This is a genomic window from Enterobacter sp. BNK-18, assembly GCF_047456135.1.
GTDB classification, from domain to species: Bacteria; Pseudomonadota; Gammaproteobacteria; order Enterobacterales; family Enterobacteriaceae; genus Enterobacter; species Enterobacter ludwigii.
On sequence record NZ_CP179899.1, the window covers coordinates 2,166,906 to 2,183,444 of the forward strand.

The window sequence follows — 16,539 nt, forward strand, 5'->3', positions numbered from 1 at the left end:
GCCCCCTTCCGGTGTGCGATCGTTTCCGCTGAGAAACTTATTCCATCGGCATCACCAGCGGATCGGGATATTGATACTCAAACCCCAGTTCATGACAAATGCGATTGCCATCAACAATTTTGCCTTTACTTTCGTCCTTTGCTTCACCAAAAACAGGCGGAACCAGACCCAGCTGGCGTGCCATCAGCGGGTAAAACGTGCTCCGCGCTGGATGAGAAGGCGCACATATATTATAGATGTGCCCACCTTTTGGAGCCTGTAAGAGTAGTTCTATTGCGGCAATTACGTCATCAAGATGCACAAGATTGACGCCATGTTGTCCGTCTGGCGCGGATTTTCCCGCGAAGAAGCGCCCTGGATGTCGCCCGGGGCCAACCAGACCTGCCAGCCGTACGATATCGACCTGGGTGCCGGGAAGATGATGCAGCCAGTCTTCCAGCTCTTTCAGCACTTTACCGCTTGCGGTAACGGGATGACGCTCAGAGGTCTCTTTCACCACGCCGTCAACATCGCCGTAGACCGAGGTTGAGCTGGTAAAAATAATGCGTGGGACGTGATGCGCCAGCGCGCTGTCGACAATCTCCTGCATCGCCTGCAGATAAAATGATTCGCCCGGGCCACTGCGCCGTGCCGGTAACGTAATCACCAGCGCATCAACGTTCATCAGCGTGTCCAGATCGTCAGCATCACACACCAGTTCAGGTTCCAGACGCAGCTCGACGCCGTCAATACCGCACATACGCGCCGCTTCTACCCCATCCGCCGTGGTTTTGCTTCCGGTCACCTGCCAGCCTTTTGCGGCCAATGACATCGCCAGCGGCATTCCCAGCCAACCTAAACCGACAATCGCGACCTTTTTCATGCGAATTCTCCTGACTTTTACTCGTCTTTCTTAAGGCTACGCCAGCCCGGCAGAACACACAATTCATAGCGTCAATATGAAATGAATTAATGATCAAAAAAAGCCCTTGCAATCAGTCATACAACTGGTTTAGGTTAAAAGACATCAAATGAATAAGCATTCATCGAGAATTTTATGACACGCGTTCCATTTAAACACCACCATCATCACCATCATCCTGACTAGTCTTTCAGGCGATGTGTGCTGGAAGACGTTTGGATCTTCCAGTGGTGCATGAACGCATGAAAAAGCCCCCGGAAGATCTTCTTCCGGGGGCTTTTTTTTGGACCAAATTCAGACAGGTTAAAACAGGTTAACGAGGAAAACAGAATGTTAGATAACTCACGTTTACGCATAGCTATTCAAAAATCAGGCCGTTTGAGTGATGATTCACGCGAACTGCTCGCCCGCTGCGGGATTAAAATCAACCTGCACACCCAGCGCCTGATTGCCCTGGCTGAAAATATGCCCATCGACATTCTGCGCGTGCGTGATGACGATATTCCCGGCCTTGTGATGGATGGCGTTGTTGACCTCGGCATCATCGGTGAAAACGTGCTGGAAGAAGAGCTCCTGACCCGCCGTGCCCAGGGTGAAGATCCACGCTATTTTACCCTGCGTCGTCTGGACTTCGGTGGCTGCCGCCTGTCGCTGGCCACGCCTGTCGATGAAGCCTGGGACGGCCCGGCCGCGCTGAACGGCAAACGTATCGCCACCTCCTACCCTCACCTGTTAAAACGTTACCTGGATCAGAAAGGCGTGCAGTTTAAATCCTGCCTGCTGAACGGCTCTGTTGAGGTGGCGCCGCGCGCGGGTCTGGCTGACGCCATCTGTGACCTCGTCTCTACGGGCGCCACGCTGGAAGCGAACGGTCTGCGCGAAGTGGAAGTGATTTACCGCTCCAAAGCGTGCCTTATCCAGCGCGACGGCGAAATGGCCGATGCGAAACAACAGCTGATCGACAAACTGCTGACCCGTATTCAGGGCGTGATTCAGGCCCGTGAATCGAAATACATCATGATGCACGCGCCAACCGAACGTCTTGATGAGGTCATTGCCCTGCTGCCGGGCGCAGAGCGCCCGACCATCCTGCCTCTGGCCGGTGATCAGCAGCGCGTCGCCATGCACATGGTCAGTAGCGAAACCCTGTTCTGGGAGACCATGGAAAAACTGAAGGCGCTGGGCGCAAGCTCAATTCTGGTGCTGCCAATTGAGAAGATGATGGAGTAACGACCATGAGCTTTAACACAATCATCGAATGGAATACCTGTAGCGACGCGCAACAGCGCGAGCTGCTGATGCGCCCGGCAATTTCCGCCTCGGAGAGCATCACCCGCACCGTGGCGGAGATCCTCGATAACGTCAAAGCCCGTGGCGACGATGCGCTGCGGGAATACAGCGCAAAGTTTGATAAAACCGAGGTTGGCGCTTTAAAGGTAACCGAACAGGAAATCACGGACGCGGAAAGCCGCCTCGGTGATGAGATCAAACAGGCGATGGCCGTCGCGGTGAAAAATATTGATACCTTCCACACCGCGCAGAAATTGCAGGCGGTGGATGTGGAAACCTTGCCCGGCGTGCGCTGCCAGCAGGTGACGCGCCCGGTGGCGTCCGTCGGCCTCTATATTCCTGGCGGCTCTGCCCCGCTGTTTTCGACCGTCCTGATGCTGGCCACCCCGGCACGTATTGCCGGTTGTCAGAAGGTGGTGCTCTGCTCTCCGCCACCGATCGCCGACGAGATCCTGTACGCGGCGAAGCTGTGCGGCGTGCAGGCGATCTATAAAGTGGGCGGTGCGCAGGCGATTTCCGCCCTGGCGTTCGGGACGGGATCCATTCCTAAGGTCGACAAAATCTTTGGCCCGGGCAATGCGTACGTAACCGAAGCGAAGCGCCAGGTCAGCCAGCGTCTGGACGGCGCGGCGATTGATATGCCTGCCGGTCCGTCTGAAGTGCTGGTGATTGCCGACAGCGGCGCTACACCGGATTTCGTTGCCTCTGACCTGCTCTCGCAGGCCGAGCACGGCCCTGACTCGCAGGTGATTTTACTGACGCCAGATGCCGACATGGCAAAACGCGTGGGCGACGCCGTTGAGCGTCAGCTGGCTGACCTGCCGCGTGCGGAAACGGCGCGTCAGGCGTTATCCGCCAGCCGCCTGATTGTGGCCCGCGATCTTGACCAGTGCATCGCCATCTCCAACCAGTACGGTCCTGAGCACCTGATTATCCAGACCCGCAATGCGCGCGATCTGGTTGACAGCATTACCAGCGCAGGTTCGGTCTTCCTTGGCGACTGGTCACCGGAATCCGCCGGCGATTACGCTTCCGGCACCAACCACGTTCTGCCAACCTACGGCTATACATCAACCTGTTCGAGCCTCGGGCTGGCGGATTTCCAGAAACGCATGACCGTACAGGAGCTGTCCCGCGAGGGGTTTGCCTCTCTGGCCTCCACCATTGAGACCCTGGCCGCCGCCGAACGTCTGACCGCCCACAAAAACGCCGTTACGCTGCGCGTTGCAGCCCTGAAGGAGCAAGCATGAGCATTGAAGAATTAGCCCGCGAAAATGTCCGCCGCCTGACGCCTTATCAGTCTGCTCGTCGTTTGGGTGGCAACGGTGATGTCTGGCTGAACGCCAACGAATACCCGACGGCCGTACAGTTCGAGCTGTCGCAGCAAACGCTGAACCGCTATCCGGAATGCCAGCCGAAAGCGGTTATCGAAAATTACGCCCGGTACGCAGGCGTAAAGCCTGAGCAGGTGCTGGTCAGCCGGGGGGCAGATGAAGGCATTGAACTGCTGATTCGAGCCTTCTGCGAACCGGGTAAAGACGCGGTGATGTACTGCCAGCCAACCTACGGAATGTACAGCGTCAGCGCAGAAACCTTTGGCGTGGCGTGCCGTAACGTGCTTTCGCTGGAAGACTGGCAGCTCGATCTGCAGGGGATTGCCGACAATCTTGACGGCGTGAAAGTGGTGTTCGTCTGCAGTCCAAATAACCCGACCGGGCAGATTATCAACCCGCAGGACATTCGAACCCTGCTGGAGATGACGCGCGGTAAAGCGCTGGTGGTGGCTGACGAAGCCTATATTGAGTTCTGCCCGCAGGCGACGCTGGCTGGCTGGCTCGAGGAGTACCCGCACCTGGTTGTACTGCGTACGCTGTCAAAAGCTTTCGCTCTCGCTGGCCTGCGCTGCGGCTTTACGCTGGCCAATAAAGAAGTCATCGACCTGCTGATGAAAGTGATTGCGCCATATCCCCTCTCTACGCCGGTTGCCGACATTGCGGCGCAGGCTTTGGCCCCTCAGGGGATCAAGGCGATGCGCGAACGCGTGGCACAAATCCTTGAAGAACGGCAGTATCTGGTCACTGCCCTGAAAGATATTCCCTGCGTGGAGCAGGTATTCGACTCTGAAACCAACTACATCCTGGTACGCTTTACCGCGTCGAGTGCCGTATTTAAATCTTTATGGGATCAGGGCATTATCTTACGAGACCAAAATAAACAACCATCCTTAAGCGGCTGTTTGCGTATTACCGTAGGCACCCGTGCAGAGAGTCAGCGCGTGATTGACGCCCTGAAAGCGGAGAAAGTATGAGCCAGAAGACCCTCTTTATCGATCGTGACGGTACCCTTATTTCGGAGCCGCCAACCGATTTTCAGGTCGATCGTTTCGACAAACTGGCTTTTGAACCCGATGTAATCCCGGTGCTGCTCAAGCTGCAGAAAGCCGGCTATAAGCTGGTGATGATCACTAACCAGGACGGGCTGGGTACCGACAGTTTCCCGCAGGCGGATTTTGACGGCCCGCATAACCTAATGATGCAGGTGCTGACCTCTCAGGGCGTTGAATTTGATGAGGTGCTGATCTGCCCACACCTGCCTGCCGATGAATGTGACTGCCGCAAGCCGAAGGTAAAGCTGGTCGAACGTTACCTGACGGATGACGTGCTGGATAAAGCCAATAGCTATGTCATTGGCGATCGCATGACCGATATTACGCTGGCGGAGAACATGGGTATCTCCGGGCTGCGCTATGACCGTTCCACCCTTAACTGGGCAAAAATTGGTGATCAACTGACCCAGCGTGACCGCTACTCGCACGTTGAGCGCAACACCAAAGAGACGCAAATCGACGTTAAGGTCTGGTTGGATCGTGAAGGCGGCAGCAAGATCCACACCGGTGTGGGTTTCTTTGACCATATGCTGGACCAGATCGCGACCCATGGTGGTTTCCGCATGGAGATCGCCGTGAAAGGCGATTTGTATATCGACGATCACCACACCGTGGAAGATACCGGCCTGGCGCTGGGTGAAGCGCTGAAGCTGGCACTCGGCGACAAACGCGGCATCAACCGTTTTGGTTTTGTGCTGCCGATGGACGAGTGCCTGGCGCGCTGCGCAATGGATATCTCCGGGCGCCCACACCTGGAATACAAAGCGGATTTCACCTACCAGCGCGTGGGCGACCTCAGCACCGAAATGGTTGAACACTTCTTCCGTTCATTGTCCTACACCATGGGCCTGACGTTGCACCTCAAGACCAAGGGCAAGAACGACCACCACCGCGTGGAAAGCCTGTTCAAGGCCTTTGGCCGTACCCTTCGCCAGGCGATTCGTGTGGAAGGTGACGCCCTGCCCTCATCGAAAGGAGTGCTGTAATGAATGTGGTGATTCTGGATACCGGATGCGCCAACCTGAACTCCGTAAAATCGGCAATTGCCCGTCACGGCTATGCACCGGACGTGAGTCGCGACCCGGACGTCGTACTGCGCGCCGATAAGCTTTTTCTGCCCGGCGTAGGGACAGCGCAGGCGGCGATGGATCAGATCCACGAGCGTGAGCTGGTGAGTCTCATCAAAGCCTGTACTCAACCGGTGCTGGGAATTTGTCTGGGCATGCAGCTCTTGGGCCGACGCAGTGAAGAGAGTAACGGTGTTGATCTGCTCGGGATTATCGACGAAGACGTGCCGAAAATGACCGATCACGGTCTGCCTCTGCCGCACATGGGCTGGAACCGTGTTTATGCCAAAGCCGGTGACAGACTGTTTCGCGGCATTGAAGACGGGGCCTATTTTTACTTCGTGCACAGCTACGCCATGCCGGTAAATCCGTACACCATTGCCCAGTGCAATTACGGCGAAGCATTTACCGCGGCGGTGCAGAAAGATAACTTCTTCGGCGTGCAGTTTCACCCGGAACGTTCGGGTGCCGCAGGCGCACAGTTGCTGAAAAACTTCCTGGAGATGTAATGATTATTCCCGCTTTAGATTTAATCGACGGCACGGTTGTCCGTCTCCATCAGGGCGATTACGGGCAGCAACGCGACTACGGTAACGACCCCTTGCCACGTCTGCAGGATTACGCCGCCCAGGGCGCGCAGGTGTTGCACCTTGTGGATTTGACTGGCGCAAAAGATCCGACAAAACGTCAAATCCCACTTCTTAAAAAACTGGTGGCCGGCGTGGATGTGCCCGTCCAGGTAGGCGGTGGCGTGCGTACGGAAGATGACGTTGCGGCGCTGCTGGACGCTGGCGTGGCGCGCGTGGTCGTCGGCTCGACTGCCGTTAACGATCCTGAAAAGGTTAAAGCCTGGTTCCGCCGCTTTGGCGCTGACGCGCTGGTGCTGGCGCTGGATGTTCGTATCGACGAACAGGGTAACAAGCAGGTTGCAGTCAGCGGCTGGCAGGAAAACTCCGGGGTGACGCTGGAAGAGCTGGTCGAGAGGTATCTGCCCGTTGGCCTGAAGCACGTGCTGTGCACCGATATCTCCCGCGACGGCACGCTGGCAGGCTCTAACGTTTCTTTATATCAAGAAATCTGCGCGCGTTATCCGCAGGTGGCCTTCCAGTCGTCGGGCGGTATTGGTGATATCACTGATATTGCCGCGTTGCGCGGAACGGGTGTACAGGGCGTGATTGTGGGCCGGGCCCTGCTGGAAGGTAAATTTACTGTGACGGAGGCGATTCAATGCTGGCAAAACGGATAATCCCTTGCCTGGACGTACGTGACGGCCAGGTAGTGAAAGGCGTGCAGTTCCGCAACCACGAAATCATTGGCGATATCGTCCCGCTGGCAAAACGCTACGCTGAAGAAGGCGCAGATGAACTGGTATTTTACGATATCACCGCCTCCAGCGATGGCCGCGTCGTGGATAAAAGCTGGGTGGCGCGCGTGGCAGAAGTGATTGATATTCCCTTCTGCGTGGCAGGTGGGATTAAATCTGCGGAAGACGCGGCAAAAATCCTCTCCTTTGGTGCCGATAAGATTTCCATTAACTCCCCTGCTTTGGCAGACCCGGAGCTGATTACCCGTCTGGCCGATCGCTTTGGGGTACAGTGTATTGTCGTGGGGATTGACACCTGGTATGACGCCGCAACGGGTAAATACCATGTCAACCAGTACACCGGCGATGAAAGCCGGACCCGTGTAACCCAATGGGAGACGCTGGACTGGGTGCAGGAAGTCCAGAAACGTGGCGCAGGCGAAATTGTGCTGAACATGATGAACCAGGACGGCGTGCGTAACGGCTATGACCTTGAGCAGCTGAAAAAAGTCCGCGCGGTCTGCCACGTACCGCTGATTGCTTCCGGCGGTGCAGGCACCATGGAACACTTCCTTGAAGCCTTCCGCGATGCAAACGTTGACGGCGCGCTGGCGGCCTCTGTGTTCCACAAACAGATTATCAATATTGGTGAGTTAAAAACGTACCTGGCCGACCAGGGCGTGGAGATCAGGGTATGTTAACAGAGCAACAACAGGCACAACTGGACTGGGAAAAAACTGACGGATTACTGCCGGTGGTTGTACAGCATGCCGTCTCAGGTGAAGTGCTGATGCTGGGATATATGAACCAGGATGCACTAACCAAAACCATCGACAGCGGCAAGGTCACCTTTTTCTCGCGTACCAAACAACGCTTGTGGACCAAAGGGGAAACCTCTGGCCATTTCCTGAATGTAGTCAGCATTACGCCGGACTGCGATAACGATACGCTTCTGGTACTGGCGAATCCGATCGGCCCAACCTGCCACAAGGGCACCAGCAGCTGCTTCGGCGACGCAAGCCACCAGTGGCTGTTCCTGTATCAGCTGGAACAGTTACTCGCTGAGCGTAAAACGGCGGATCCTGAAAGTTCGTATACGGCGAAACTCTACGCCAGCGGAACCAAACGTATCGCGCAAAAGGTGGGGGAAGAAGGCGTTGAGACAGCGCTGGCCGCGACCGTGCATGACCGCGAGGAGCTGACGAACGAGGCGTCGGATTTGATGTATCACCTGCTGGTGCTGCTGCAGGATCAGGAGCTGGATTTGACGGCGGTGATTGAGAATTTACGTAAGAGACATAAATAAAAAAACCGGGGAATTTCCCCGGTTTTTTATCTGATGAGAATCACGCTTTTGGTTTGTAGTTCCGCAACGCGTTGCGACCCAACACCACACCTGAACCGATAATCCCGCCAAGGAGTACGGCAAGGATAAGGGTAATGGCTTTTTTCGGACTGTCTCGTTTGATCGGTAAATTTGGCTTCATCACATAACGGTAGACATGGATAGTGTCAGGGTTAACGTTCAGCTTTTCGATATCCAGCAAGTTCTGCTTGGTCTGGTAGTACGCTCCTGAGAACACCAGCGGACGAGACGCTTCGTTTTCAATCATCGATTTTAACGCTTCGCTGCCCAGCAGGAACATGGTTTCCTGCGTCACGTCCTGAGTTTGCTGAATCTGTGGAGAAGTGATTTTAGCCGCTTCAGCGTTCTTCAGCGCTTCCGTAATCTGTTTAATGCGCAGATCTTTTTGCTCCTGAGAGACTTTCTCCTGGTTTTCCAGAGAGTCGTTAAGGGTTGTAATCTGTTGCTTGATGTTATCTCTGAGGTCAAGAGCCAGCTCTTTTGCTGTCTGCTCGTCGACCTGCTGGATGTATTGAGCTAATTGCTTTTGAGCAGCTTCAGCCGATTCACCTTGGTAGGTTACGGTTAATGGCAACGCCTGACCTTTAACAGTGGCATCGATGGTTAACTTCTCTGGCTCTTCTTGATTTTCAAGAGCTTGAGCTAAAGCAGAGAAAGATGAGTTGAAACGACCAATGGCTCGGCTCTGGATGTCCAGCATTGAGGGTGCAGCACCACCGTAAAGAATGTTCAACGCATTAGAATAGGTTGCAATTTGAGCGGCATCAGGCTGGGATATGATGGCAGATGAAGTCCATTTTTCTTTTGCAACAGAAATATAGACTATGGCGAGAACAATAAAAGCGGCGATAAAAGCTCCAATCACCCATTTACCACGCCACAGCTGTAGAACTAAACCAAGTAAATCAATTTGCTCCGGGTCATTGCTGCGATTGACCAGGTTATTGTTGTTTTGCGTCATACAATCCCTAACAGATGAAAAAGGGCAAAAATAAACATGTTCACATAGTGTATCTGTTGCTACGGATTTTTCTATAAGAATCCGATGAGTTAAATCGGAAAGATGGGTTATGTAACTGGCATCCGCCGCGCTATGATAGACGCAATGTGATGCGTTATGGCATCAGTAAGAACACATTTTTATGAGGGAAGGTATGAAATTTCTGGTAACGGGTGCAGCAGGCTTTATCGGCGCAAATGTCAGCAAACGACTCCTGGATGCCGGTCATCAGGTCGTCGGTATTGATAACCTGAATGACTACTATGATGTCAATCTTAAGCTGGCACGTCTGGATCTGCTGACATCTGGCAATTTCACCTTCCACAAGCTGGACCTGGCCGATCGTGAAGGCATGGCCGCACTGTTCGCGCGTGAGAAATTTGATCGCGCCATCCACCTGGCCGCACAGGCAGGCGTACGCTACTCGCTTGAAAACCCTCACGCCTATGCAGATGCCAACCTGGTAGGGCACCTCAACGTGCTGGAAGGCTGTCGCCATCACAAGGTACAACATCTTCTGTATGCATCTTCCAGCTCCGTTTACGGTCTGAATCGCAAGATGCCTTTTTCGACTGACGATTCGGTCGATCACCCTGTCTCACTTTATGCCGCGACCAAAAAAGCCAATGAACTGATGTCGCATACCTATTCCCACCTGTACAACCTGCCCACGACGGGCCTGCGTTTCTTTACCGTGTACGGTCCGTGGGGTCGTCCGGATATGGCGCTGTTTAAATTCACCAAAGCGATGATTGAAGGCAAAAGCATTGATGTCTACAACTACGGTAAGATGAAGCGCGACTTCACTTACATTGATGATATCGCCGAAGCCATTATCCGTCTGCAGGATGTTATTCCTCAGGCCGATGCAAACTGGACCGTTGAAACCGGTTCACCGGCAACCAGCTCTGCGCCTTATCGCGTCTATAACATCGGAAACAGCTCTCCGGTTGAACTGATGGATTACATTACGGCTCTTGAAGAGGCACTCGGGATAGAGGCAGAAAAGAATATGATGCCAATCCAGCCGGGTGACGTACTTGAAACCAGCGCAGATACTAAAGCGCTGTATGAGGTTATTGGCTTCAAACCGCAGACTTCCGTTAAAGAAGGCGTGAAGAATTTCGTTGACTGGTATCGCGACTTCTACAAAGTATAAAAATAAAAAAACCGGCAAGTGCCGGTTTTTTTATGCGCCTTAAGCAGAGACTCAGTCGCTACCAAACAGATCGCGGGTATACACTTTATCCGCCACGTCGGCCAGTTCTTCCGCCATACGGTTAGAGATAATCACATCCGCTTCCTGTTTGAATGCATCCAGGTCACGAATCACGCGGGAATGGAAGAATTCATCTTCCTGCATCGCTGGCTCATAAATAATCACCTGAACGCCTTTAGCCTTAATACGCTTCATGATCCCCTGAATGGAAGAGGCGCGGAAGTTATCAGAACCGCTCTTCATGATCAGGCGATATACGCCCACCACTTTCGGCTGACGCGCGAGAATGGAATCGGAAATGAAGTCTTTACGCGTACGGTTGGCATCCACAATCGCGGAAATCAAATTGTTTGGCACAGCCTGATAGTTCGCCAGCAGCTGTTTGGTATCTTTTGGCAGGCAGTAACCACCGTAGCCAAACGACGGGTTGTTGTAATGGTTACCGATACGCGGGTCGAGGCAAACACCTTCGATGATCTGACGGGTGTTCAGGCCCAGACTCTCGGCATAGCTGTCCAGCTCGTTGAAGTAGGCCACGCGCATTGCCAGATAGGTATTGGCGAAGAGCTTGATTGCCTCGGCTTCGGTGGAGTCAGTGAACAGGACCGGAATATCTTTCTTGATTGCTCCTTCCTGCAGCAGTGCGGCGAAGCGCTCCGCACGCTCAGAGCGCTCACCGATCACGATACGGGATGGATGCAGGTTATCGTATAACGCCCTGCCCTCGCGCAGAAACTCTGGCGAGAAGAAGACATTATCAATACCCAACTCTTCTTTAATCGATTTGGTGAAGCCTACTGGAATGGTCGATTTGATGATCATCACCGCTTTTGGGTTGATTGCGATAACATCTTTGATCACCGCTTCCACGGTTGAAGTGTTGAAGTAGTTGGTTTTAGGGTCGTAATCCGTTGGTGTGGCGATGATGACGAAATCTGCGTCGCGGTAGGCGTCTTCTTTGTCCGTCGTTGCACGGAAATTCAGCGGTTTGTTGGCGAGGTATTCCTGGATTTCTTTATCGACAATCGGGGATTGCTTTTGATTAAGCATATCCACTTTAGACTGAACGATATCCAACGCCACCACTTCATGGTTTTGTGCGATCAGAATGCCGTTTGATAGGCCTACATAGCCTGTTCCGGAGATAGTTATTTTCATTCGTTCAACTTCTTCAAGTTTAAGTTTCAGGAGGCGTAAGTACACCACCGCAATAAACAACTGTTGAGGTTTTTACCTCTTAAGTTGAGCGGCTGTCAAGGCGAATGCCTGGCTGCGAAAATGTGAAAATGCAGTGGTTTATACGGCGTTGAAAGACGCTCGCTGGACAAAGCAAGTCCAGATGGGCTTATTCGTGATAAAAAAAGCCCGGTGAGCATCACCGGGCTTAATTATCAGGCTGAGTTAAATCAGATTAATCCAGCCATTCGGTATGGAACACACCTTCTTTATCGGTACGTTTATAGGTATGCGCACCGAAGTAATCACGCTGCGCCTGAATCAGGTTCGCTGGCAGCACGGCAGCACGGTAGCTGTCATAGTACGCGACCGCAGCGGAGAAAGTCGGTACAGGGATACCGTTCTGCACAGCGTAAGCAACCACGTCACGCAGCGCCTGCTGGTATTCGTCCGCGATTTTCTTGAAGTACGGTGCCAGCAGCAGATTCGCGATACCGGCATTTTCAGCGTACGCATCAGTAATTTTCTGCAGGAACTGAGCGCGAATAATGCAACCCGCACGGAAGATCTTCGCGATTTCGCCGTAGTTCAGATCCCAGTTGTTTTCGTCTGAAGCGGCACGAAGCTGAGAGAAGCCCTGCGCGTAGGAGACAATTTTACCCAGGTACAGAGCACGGCGAACTTTCTCGACGAATTCAGCTTTGTCACCGGCTGGTTTAGCCTGTGGGCCAGACAGCACTTTGGATGCCGCTACACGCTGCTCTTTCAGAGAAGAGATATAACGTGCAAATACGGATTCGGTGATCAGAGACAGCGGTTCACCCAGATCCAGAGAGCTCTGGCTGGTCCATTTACCGGTACCTTTGTTCGCAGCTTCGTCCAGAATCACATCAACCAGGTATTTACCCTCTTCATCTTTCTTGGTGAAGATATCTTTGGTGATGTCAATCAGGTAGCTGTTCAGCTCACCTTTGTTCCACTCGGTGAAGGTCTCGGCGAGTTCTTCGTTAGAGAGGTTCAGGCCTCCTTTCAGCAGGGAATACGCTTCTGCAATCAGCTGCATATCGCCGTATTCGATGCCGTTATGAACCATTTTAACGTAGTGGCCAGCACCGTCAGGACCGATATAGGTAACGCACGGCTCACCATCTTCAGCAACGGCTGCAATTTTGGTCAGGATAGGCGCAACCAGTTCGTACGCTTCTTTCTGACCGCCAGGCATGATAGATGGACCTTTTAGTGCACCTTCTTCACCGCCGGATACGCCGGTACCGATAAAGTTAAAGCCTTCTTCAGACAGTTCACGGTTACGACGAATGGTATCGTGGAAGAAGGTGTTACCGCCATCAATGATGATGTCGCCTTTGTCCAGGTAAGGTTTCAGGGAATCGATGGCTGCATCGGTACCTGCGCCCGCTTTCACCATTAACAGGATACGACGAGGCGTTTCCAGGGACTCAACAAACTCTTTAACCGTATAGAAAGGAACCAGTTTCTTACCTGGGTTCTCAGCGATGACTTCTTCGGTCTTATCACGGGAGCGGTTGAAAACGGAGACGGTATAACCACGGCTTTCGATGTTGAGCGCCAGGTTGCGCCCCATCACTGCCATACCGACAACGCCGATCTGTTGCTTGGACATTACTTACTCCTGTCAGGTGTGGTCACCGCGGCTAATGCGCGGCTTGATATGTTTAGTTGATATTAACCTAAAGTGTTCTTATTTTGGTAGTTACAAATTTATCATTTTGGGCTGAATTAAGGACAAATCTTGACCACAATGCATAGTGATTTTTAGTAACAAGCCGTAAGCTAAAAAAGCTGAGAAAAGATTATTTGCGGAATACAGCACGCCAAGCATAAAAGCTAAAACAATAAGCACTGTGTACCAAGGACAACTTTTCAATTTTTCTGTATATACTCCATTGCCTTTGACTTTTTTTAATCTTATTGCGTGATATTGAGTTTGGCAAAATACGATAGCGAGTTAATATTTCATTTAGCAAGTAAGCTTTTTTGCCAGACTTCAATAACTTTAACCAAAGTGCATAATCTTGGCCAGTTCTAATTAATGGCATAAAGAAATCTGAAAAAGCTGCTCTTTTGAACATTACTGTCGAACATCCCAAAGTAGCCTTTTTTTTAAGCATATCGGAATAATCAACGCTAAAGTTGTCGCCTTGTAAATCCACCACCTTATCCAAAGGATTTCCATGAGCATCGACAAGGTCATATGCAGTGAATGTAAAATCTAAATCATTGGCAAACATAAAATTAAGTTGTTTTTCAAGTTTTGAAGTAAACCATAGGTCATCACTATCAATGAAAGATATATAATCCCCTGATGCGTTTGCCAGTGAGTTATTTCTTGTAACAGCTGCGCCTGAGTTCACTGCATTTTTAAACAACTTAACCCTTGAGTCTTTTTCGCATATGGCATTCATGATACTGATTGTATTATCGCTTGAACAATCATCTGTAACAAGCCATTCCCAGTTATGATGGGTTTGTTCCGAAATAGAATTATAAGTTTGTAATATTGTCGAGGCTGAGTTAAAGGTTGGAGTGATAATACTTATTTTAATATCATTAGTATTCATTAAAGTTCATGATCCTTGTGAAATAACATTTTCAACTTGTTTTCCATGCAATCGCTTAGATCACCTGAAAGCTCATGAGCTCCTATTGAATAATTCACTATTTCTTCAACGCTATTATAATATATATTTTGATCTGTCATATTGTTAGAGGTAATTTCCATTAATGATGAAAACCTACCAGCTTGTATAAAAATTGGTAAATTTTGAAGCAATGCCAAGGCATATCTTGTTGGATAGGTCAAATGCTCTCTAAGTTTCGACATAGGACCATATGCTACTAACACACCATCAAATTCCGAACAGAAATTAGATAATTTTCCTTCAATGATTTCTTCGAAGCTAAAAGGTTCAAACGTTTTGACGTTCGGATGTTCAATATTTGAATTGCGACTATTTTGTATATATACTTCAACGTCACAGTTTGCCAACTGCAAAACGTCAGAAGTTATATTATTGATAGATGATGCGCCATCTAATGTACCAAGAAATATAATTTTTCTTGGCTTAGTATTTTCTTTATATTCTTTTTTATTATAATAAGATGATTTAGGAAAAGAACAAATAAACCTTTGTATAATTCTCTCCTTAACAGACAATTCATTTACTAAAAATCGATCCATTATTTTTGAATGAGATAAGACTCTGTCAAAGGAATTGAAATAAAGCGAATCAAACCATAAAAGAAACTTAGGTGTTTTTTTCATGGCGTAATCTCTAATAGGATAAGTTGCCACATCTAAAATAAACTCTGGCAACTTATTTTTTTTATTGTATATTTTCTTTATATTGTAAAACTCTTTTCTTATAGATGTACCCCAGAAAAAGATAAAATGATCCAAATCTTTTCCTTCTAAAAAGGTTTCAATTCTTTTGTTTGAGGTAAATAAAGCATTAAAGAAAAGATAAAGTTCGTAAAAGTAACAAAAAAACTTATTGTCTTTTAGTTTTGATTTAGAACGCATACTTAATTTCGAACTTTCAGCTTTGTTCAGATTTAATACATCACAATCTTTATAATTATCATAATTAATTTTATTGGATGTATTTATAATTACAACATTAAAACCACTTGAAATAAGAGAGCAAATATAGCTATGTGTGAAAATACTGCTAAGTGATCCAACAATGCAAATATTTTTCATTTTAAAACCTAATTAGAGAGCTACTTTGGAATAAATATCTACCATTTTACGAACACAAAAGTCCCATTCATATTTTGTTAATACATTTTCACGCCCAGCTTCTCCCATTTCGTGACGTAAAGCAGGGTTGATGAGTAATTTTTCAATTGCTGCACATAACAATTCAACATTATCAGGCTCAACAACGATTCCTGTTACCTCATTGATTACCACTTCTGGTAACCCACCGACGTTGGTCACGATTACAGGTAAATTACATGCTGATGCTTCAACGATTGCCACCCCAAAACTTTCGCTATCTAACGTACTTGGCGCCACATAAATATCAAAAGTATTTAACAAGGCTGGTACTTCGTTATTTTCAACCCATCCCAAGAACTGAACATTATCAGCAACTCCAAGCTCTGTCGTTAAAGCTTGCAAATTCTCAAGAAGATAGCCTTTACCTGCAATTTTTAATTCAATATTGTTATGCCCTTTATGGACCAGAATACTAAAGGCTCGAATTAGATTATCAATGCCATACTTAGGTCTTAAAGTCTTAACTGTTCCAATTGTAAGAGTATCAGTTTTGGATATTTGCTCATTTTTCCTAAACTTTGATACATCAACTCCAAAAGGTGTAATTTCTATCGATATATTTGGGCTAATATTAAAGTTATCTTTAACAAAACGCCCCATAACTTCACTAGTCGAACAAATTACGTTAGCTCTATTGAGATTATAATTAACTAATTTATAATGCAATTTTGATTTAAAAGGGAAATCATAGACATCAGAGCCCCACACTGAAAGAATAAAGTTCTTCAAGCCTGAAATAGCTGCTAATGTTCCATAACCAGAGGCATAATGCACGTTGATAACATCTGGATTGATATTTTTTATAGTTTTAATAAGTGCCCATCTGTTGAATATATACCCCTTTAACCCTGAATATGGTAATTTGTGAAAGACCACATTCTGGTTGTAGCCGTCCATTGGTTCTTGCTGTGATACCAAGTGAACGTCTATACCTTTTTCAGCGAGACCATTACACCATTTTCTGGTATGGATGCAGCAAGCTGAAGATAGTAATAATGCTTTCATATT

At 49.4% G+C, this 16,539-nt stretch carries 17 protein-coding genes and 1 other annotated feature; of the genes, 10 read left to right on the forward strand and 7 right to left on the reverse strand.

The features are described 5' to 3' along the window. Nucleotides 1-37 precede the first annotated feature (37 nt). Entirely contained in the window at nt 38-862 is an 825-nt protein-coding gene (locus ACMGG3_RS10560; RefSeq protein ID WP_014170788.1) for an SDR family oxidoreductase, read from the reverse strand. A gap of 174 nt (nt 863-1,036) precedes the next feature. Here ACMGG3_RS10560 and hisL point away from each other — a divergent pair, with 174 nt between their 5' ends. The 9 genes from hisL (at nt 1,037) to hisIE (ending at nt 8,253) form a co-directional block, all read left to right on the forward strand. Then, nucleotides 1,037-1,087 carry a his operon leader peptide gene (gene hisL / locus ACMGG3_RS10565; protein ID WP_154298781.1) on the forward strand — a complete coding sequence of 17 codons (51 nt, stop codon included), beginning with the start codon at nt 1,037-1,039 and terminating at the stop codon, nt 1,085-1,087. Then, nucleotides 1,063-1,186 (forward strand) — a sequence feature (His leader region). (Overlaps the previous gene by 25 nt.) 45 nt (nt 1,187-1,231) lie before the next feature. Next, entirely contained in the window at nt 1,232-2,131 is a 900-nt protein-coding gene (gene hisG / locus ACMGG3_RS10570; protein ID WP_000886595.1) for an ATP phosphoribosyltransferase, read from the forward strand. Nucleotides 2,132-2,136: 5 nt separating this feature from the next. Then, the gene (gene hisD, locus ACMGG3_RS10575; RefSeq protein ID WP_414149880.1) at nt 2,137-3,441 is read left to right on the forward strand and encodes a histidinol dehydrogenase; all 1,305 of its coding nucleotides are present in this window, start codon (nt 2,137-2,139) and stop codon (nt 3,439-3,441) included. Beyond that, nucleotides 3,438-4,499, forward strand: coding sequence for a histidinol-phosphate transaminase (hisC, locus tag ACMGG3_RS10580; protein ID WP_032678504.1), 1,062 nt, complete (start codon nt 3,438-3,440; stop codon nt 4,497-4,499). Before hisD ends, hisC begins: the two co-directional genes overlap by 4 nt. Next, nucleotides 4,496-5,563: a bifunctional histidinol-phosphatase/imidazoleglycerol-phosphate dehydratase HisB gene (hisB, locus tag ACMGG3_RS10585; RefSeq protein WP_014170791.1), complete on the forward strand. Its 1,068-nt coding sequence runs from the start codon at nt 4,496-4,498 to the stop codon at nt 5,561-5,563. Before hisC ends, hisB begins: the two co-directional genes overlap by 4 nt. Further along, complete coding sequence (hisH, locus tag ACMGG3_RS10590; RefSeq protein ID WP_020883288.1) at nt 5,563-6,153, forward strand: imidazole glycerol phosphate synthase subunit HisH; 591 nt, start codon at nt 5,563-5,565, stop codon at nt 6,151-6,153. The genes hisB and hisH overlap by 1 nt, the downstream gene beginning before the upstream one ends. Further along, the gene (gene hisA / locus ACMGG3_RS10595) at nt 6,153-6,890 is read left to right on the forward strand and encodes a 1-(5-phosphoribosyl)-5-[(5-phosphoribosylamino)methylideneamino]imidazole-4-carboxamide isomerase (RefSeq protein WP_014170793.1); all 738 of its coding nucleotides are present in this window, start codon (nt 6,153-6,155) and stop codon (nt 6,888-6,890) included. Before hisH ends, hisA begins: the two co-directional genes overlap by 1 nt. Then, nucleotides 6,872-7,648, forward strand: coding sequence for an imidazole glycerol phosphate synthase subunit HisF (hisF, locus tag ACMGG3_RS10600; protein WP_014170794.1), 777 nt, complete (start codon nt 6,872-6,874; stop codon nt 7,646-7,648). The genes hisA and hisF overlap by 19 nt, the downstream gene beginning before the upstream one ends. Further along, nucleotides 7,642-8,253 carry a bifunctional phosphoribosyl-AMP cyclohydrolase/phosphoribosyl-ATP diphosphatase HisIE gene (gene hisIE, locus ACMGG3_RS10605; protein ID WP_014170795.1) on the forward strand — a complete coding sequence of 204 codons (612 nt, stop codon included), beginning with the start codon at nt 7,642-7,644 and terminating at the stop codon, nt 8,251-8,253. The genes hisF and hisIE overlap by 7 nt, the downstream gene beginning before the upstream one ends. Nucleotides 8,254-8,293: 40 nt before the next feature. On the opposite strand, the gene wzzB is transcribed toward hisIE, so the two are convergent. Continuing rightward, nucleotides 8,294-9,274 (reverse strand): LPS O-antigen chain length determinant protein WzzB, encoded by a 981-nt coding sequence (gene wzzB, locus ACMGG3_RS10610; RefSeq protein WP_014170796.1) that lies wholly within the window; start codon nt 9,272-9,274, stop codon nt 8,294-8,296. Nucleotides 9,275-9,467: 193 nt separating this feature from the next. Between wzzB and ACMGG3_RS10615 the strand changes: the two genes are divergently transcribed. Further along, on the forward strand, nt 9,468-10,472 hold the full coding sequence (locus tag ACMGG3_RS10615) for an NAD-dependent epimerase (protein WP_041162764.1): 1,005 nt from the start codon (nt 9,468-9,470) through the stop codon (nt 10,470-10,472). Between the two features lie 51 nt (nt 10,473-10,523). Here the strand turns inward: ACMGG3_RS10615 and ugd are convergent, their stop codons facing one another. The 5 genes from ugd to ACMGG3_RS10640 all read right to left on the reverse strand — a co-directional run bounded on the left by ugd (nt 10,524) and on the right by ACMGG3_RS10640 (nt 16,536). Continuing rightward, a complete protein-coding gene (gene ugd, locus ACMGG3_RS10620; RefSeq protein WP_041162985.1) occupies nt 10,524-11,690 on the reverse strand; it encodes a UDP-glucose 6-dehydrogenase in 1,167 nt (388 codons plus the stop codon). A gap of 253 nt (nt 11,691-11,943) precedes the next feature. Continuing rightward, nucleotides 11,944-13,350: an NADP-dependent phosphogluconate dehydrogenase gene (gndA, locus tag ACMGG3_RS10625; protein WP_047366475.1), complete on the reverse strand. Its 1,407-nt coding sequence runs from the start codon at nt 13,348-13,350 to the stop codon at nt 11,944-11,946. 190 nt (nt 13,351-13,540) lie between these two features. Next, nucleotides 13,541-14,308: a glycosyltransferase family 2 protein gene (locus tag ACMGG3_RS10630; RefSeq protein WP_041162765.1), complete on the reverse strand. Its 768-nt coding sequence runs from the start codon at nt 14,306-14,308 to the stop codon at nt 13,541-13,543. Then, nucleotides 14,308-15,450 carry a hypothetical protein gene (locus tag ACMGG3_RS10635; RefSeq protein WP_014170800.1) on the reverse strand — a complete coding sequence of 381 codons (1,143 nt, stop codon included), beginning with the start codon at nt 15,448-15,450 and terminating at the stop codon, nt 14,308-14,310. The genes ACMGG3_RS10630 and ACMGG3_RS10635 overlap by 1 nt, the downstream gene beginning before the upstream one ends. A 12-nt stretch (nt 15,451-15,462) precedes the next feature. Then, nucleotides 15,463-16,536: a glycosyltransferase family 4 protein gene (locus tag ACMGG3_RS10640; RefSeq protein ID WP_014170801.1), complete on the reverse strand. Its 1,074-nt coding sequence runs from the start codon at nt 16,534-16,536 to the stop codon at nt 15,463-15,465. Between the last annotated feature and the right edge of the window lie 3 nt (nt 16,537-16,539).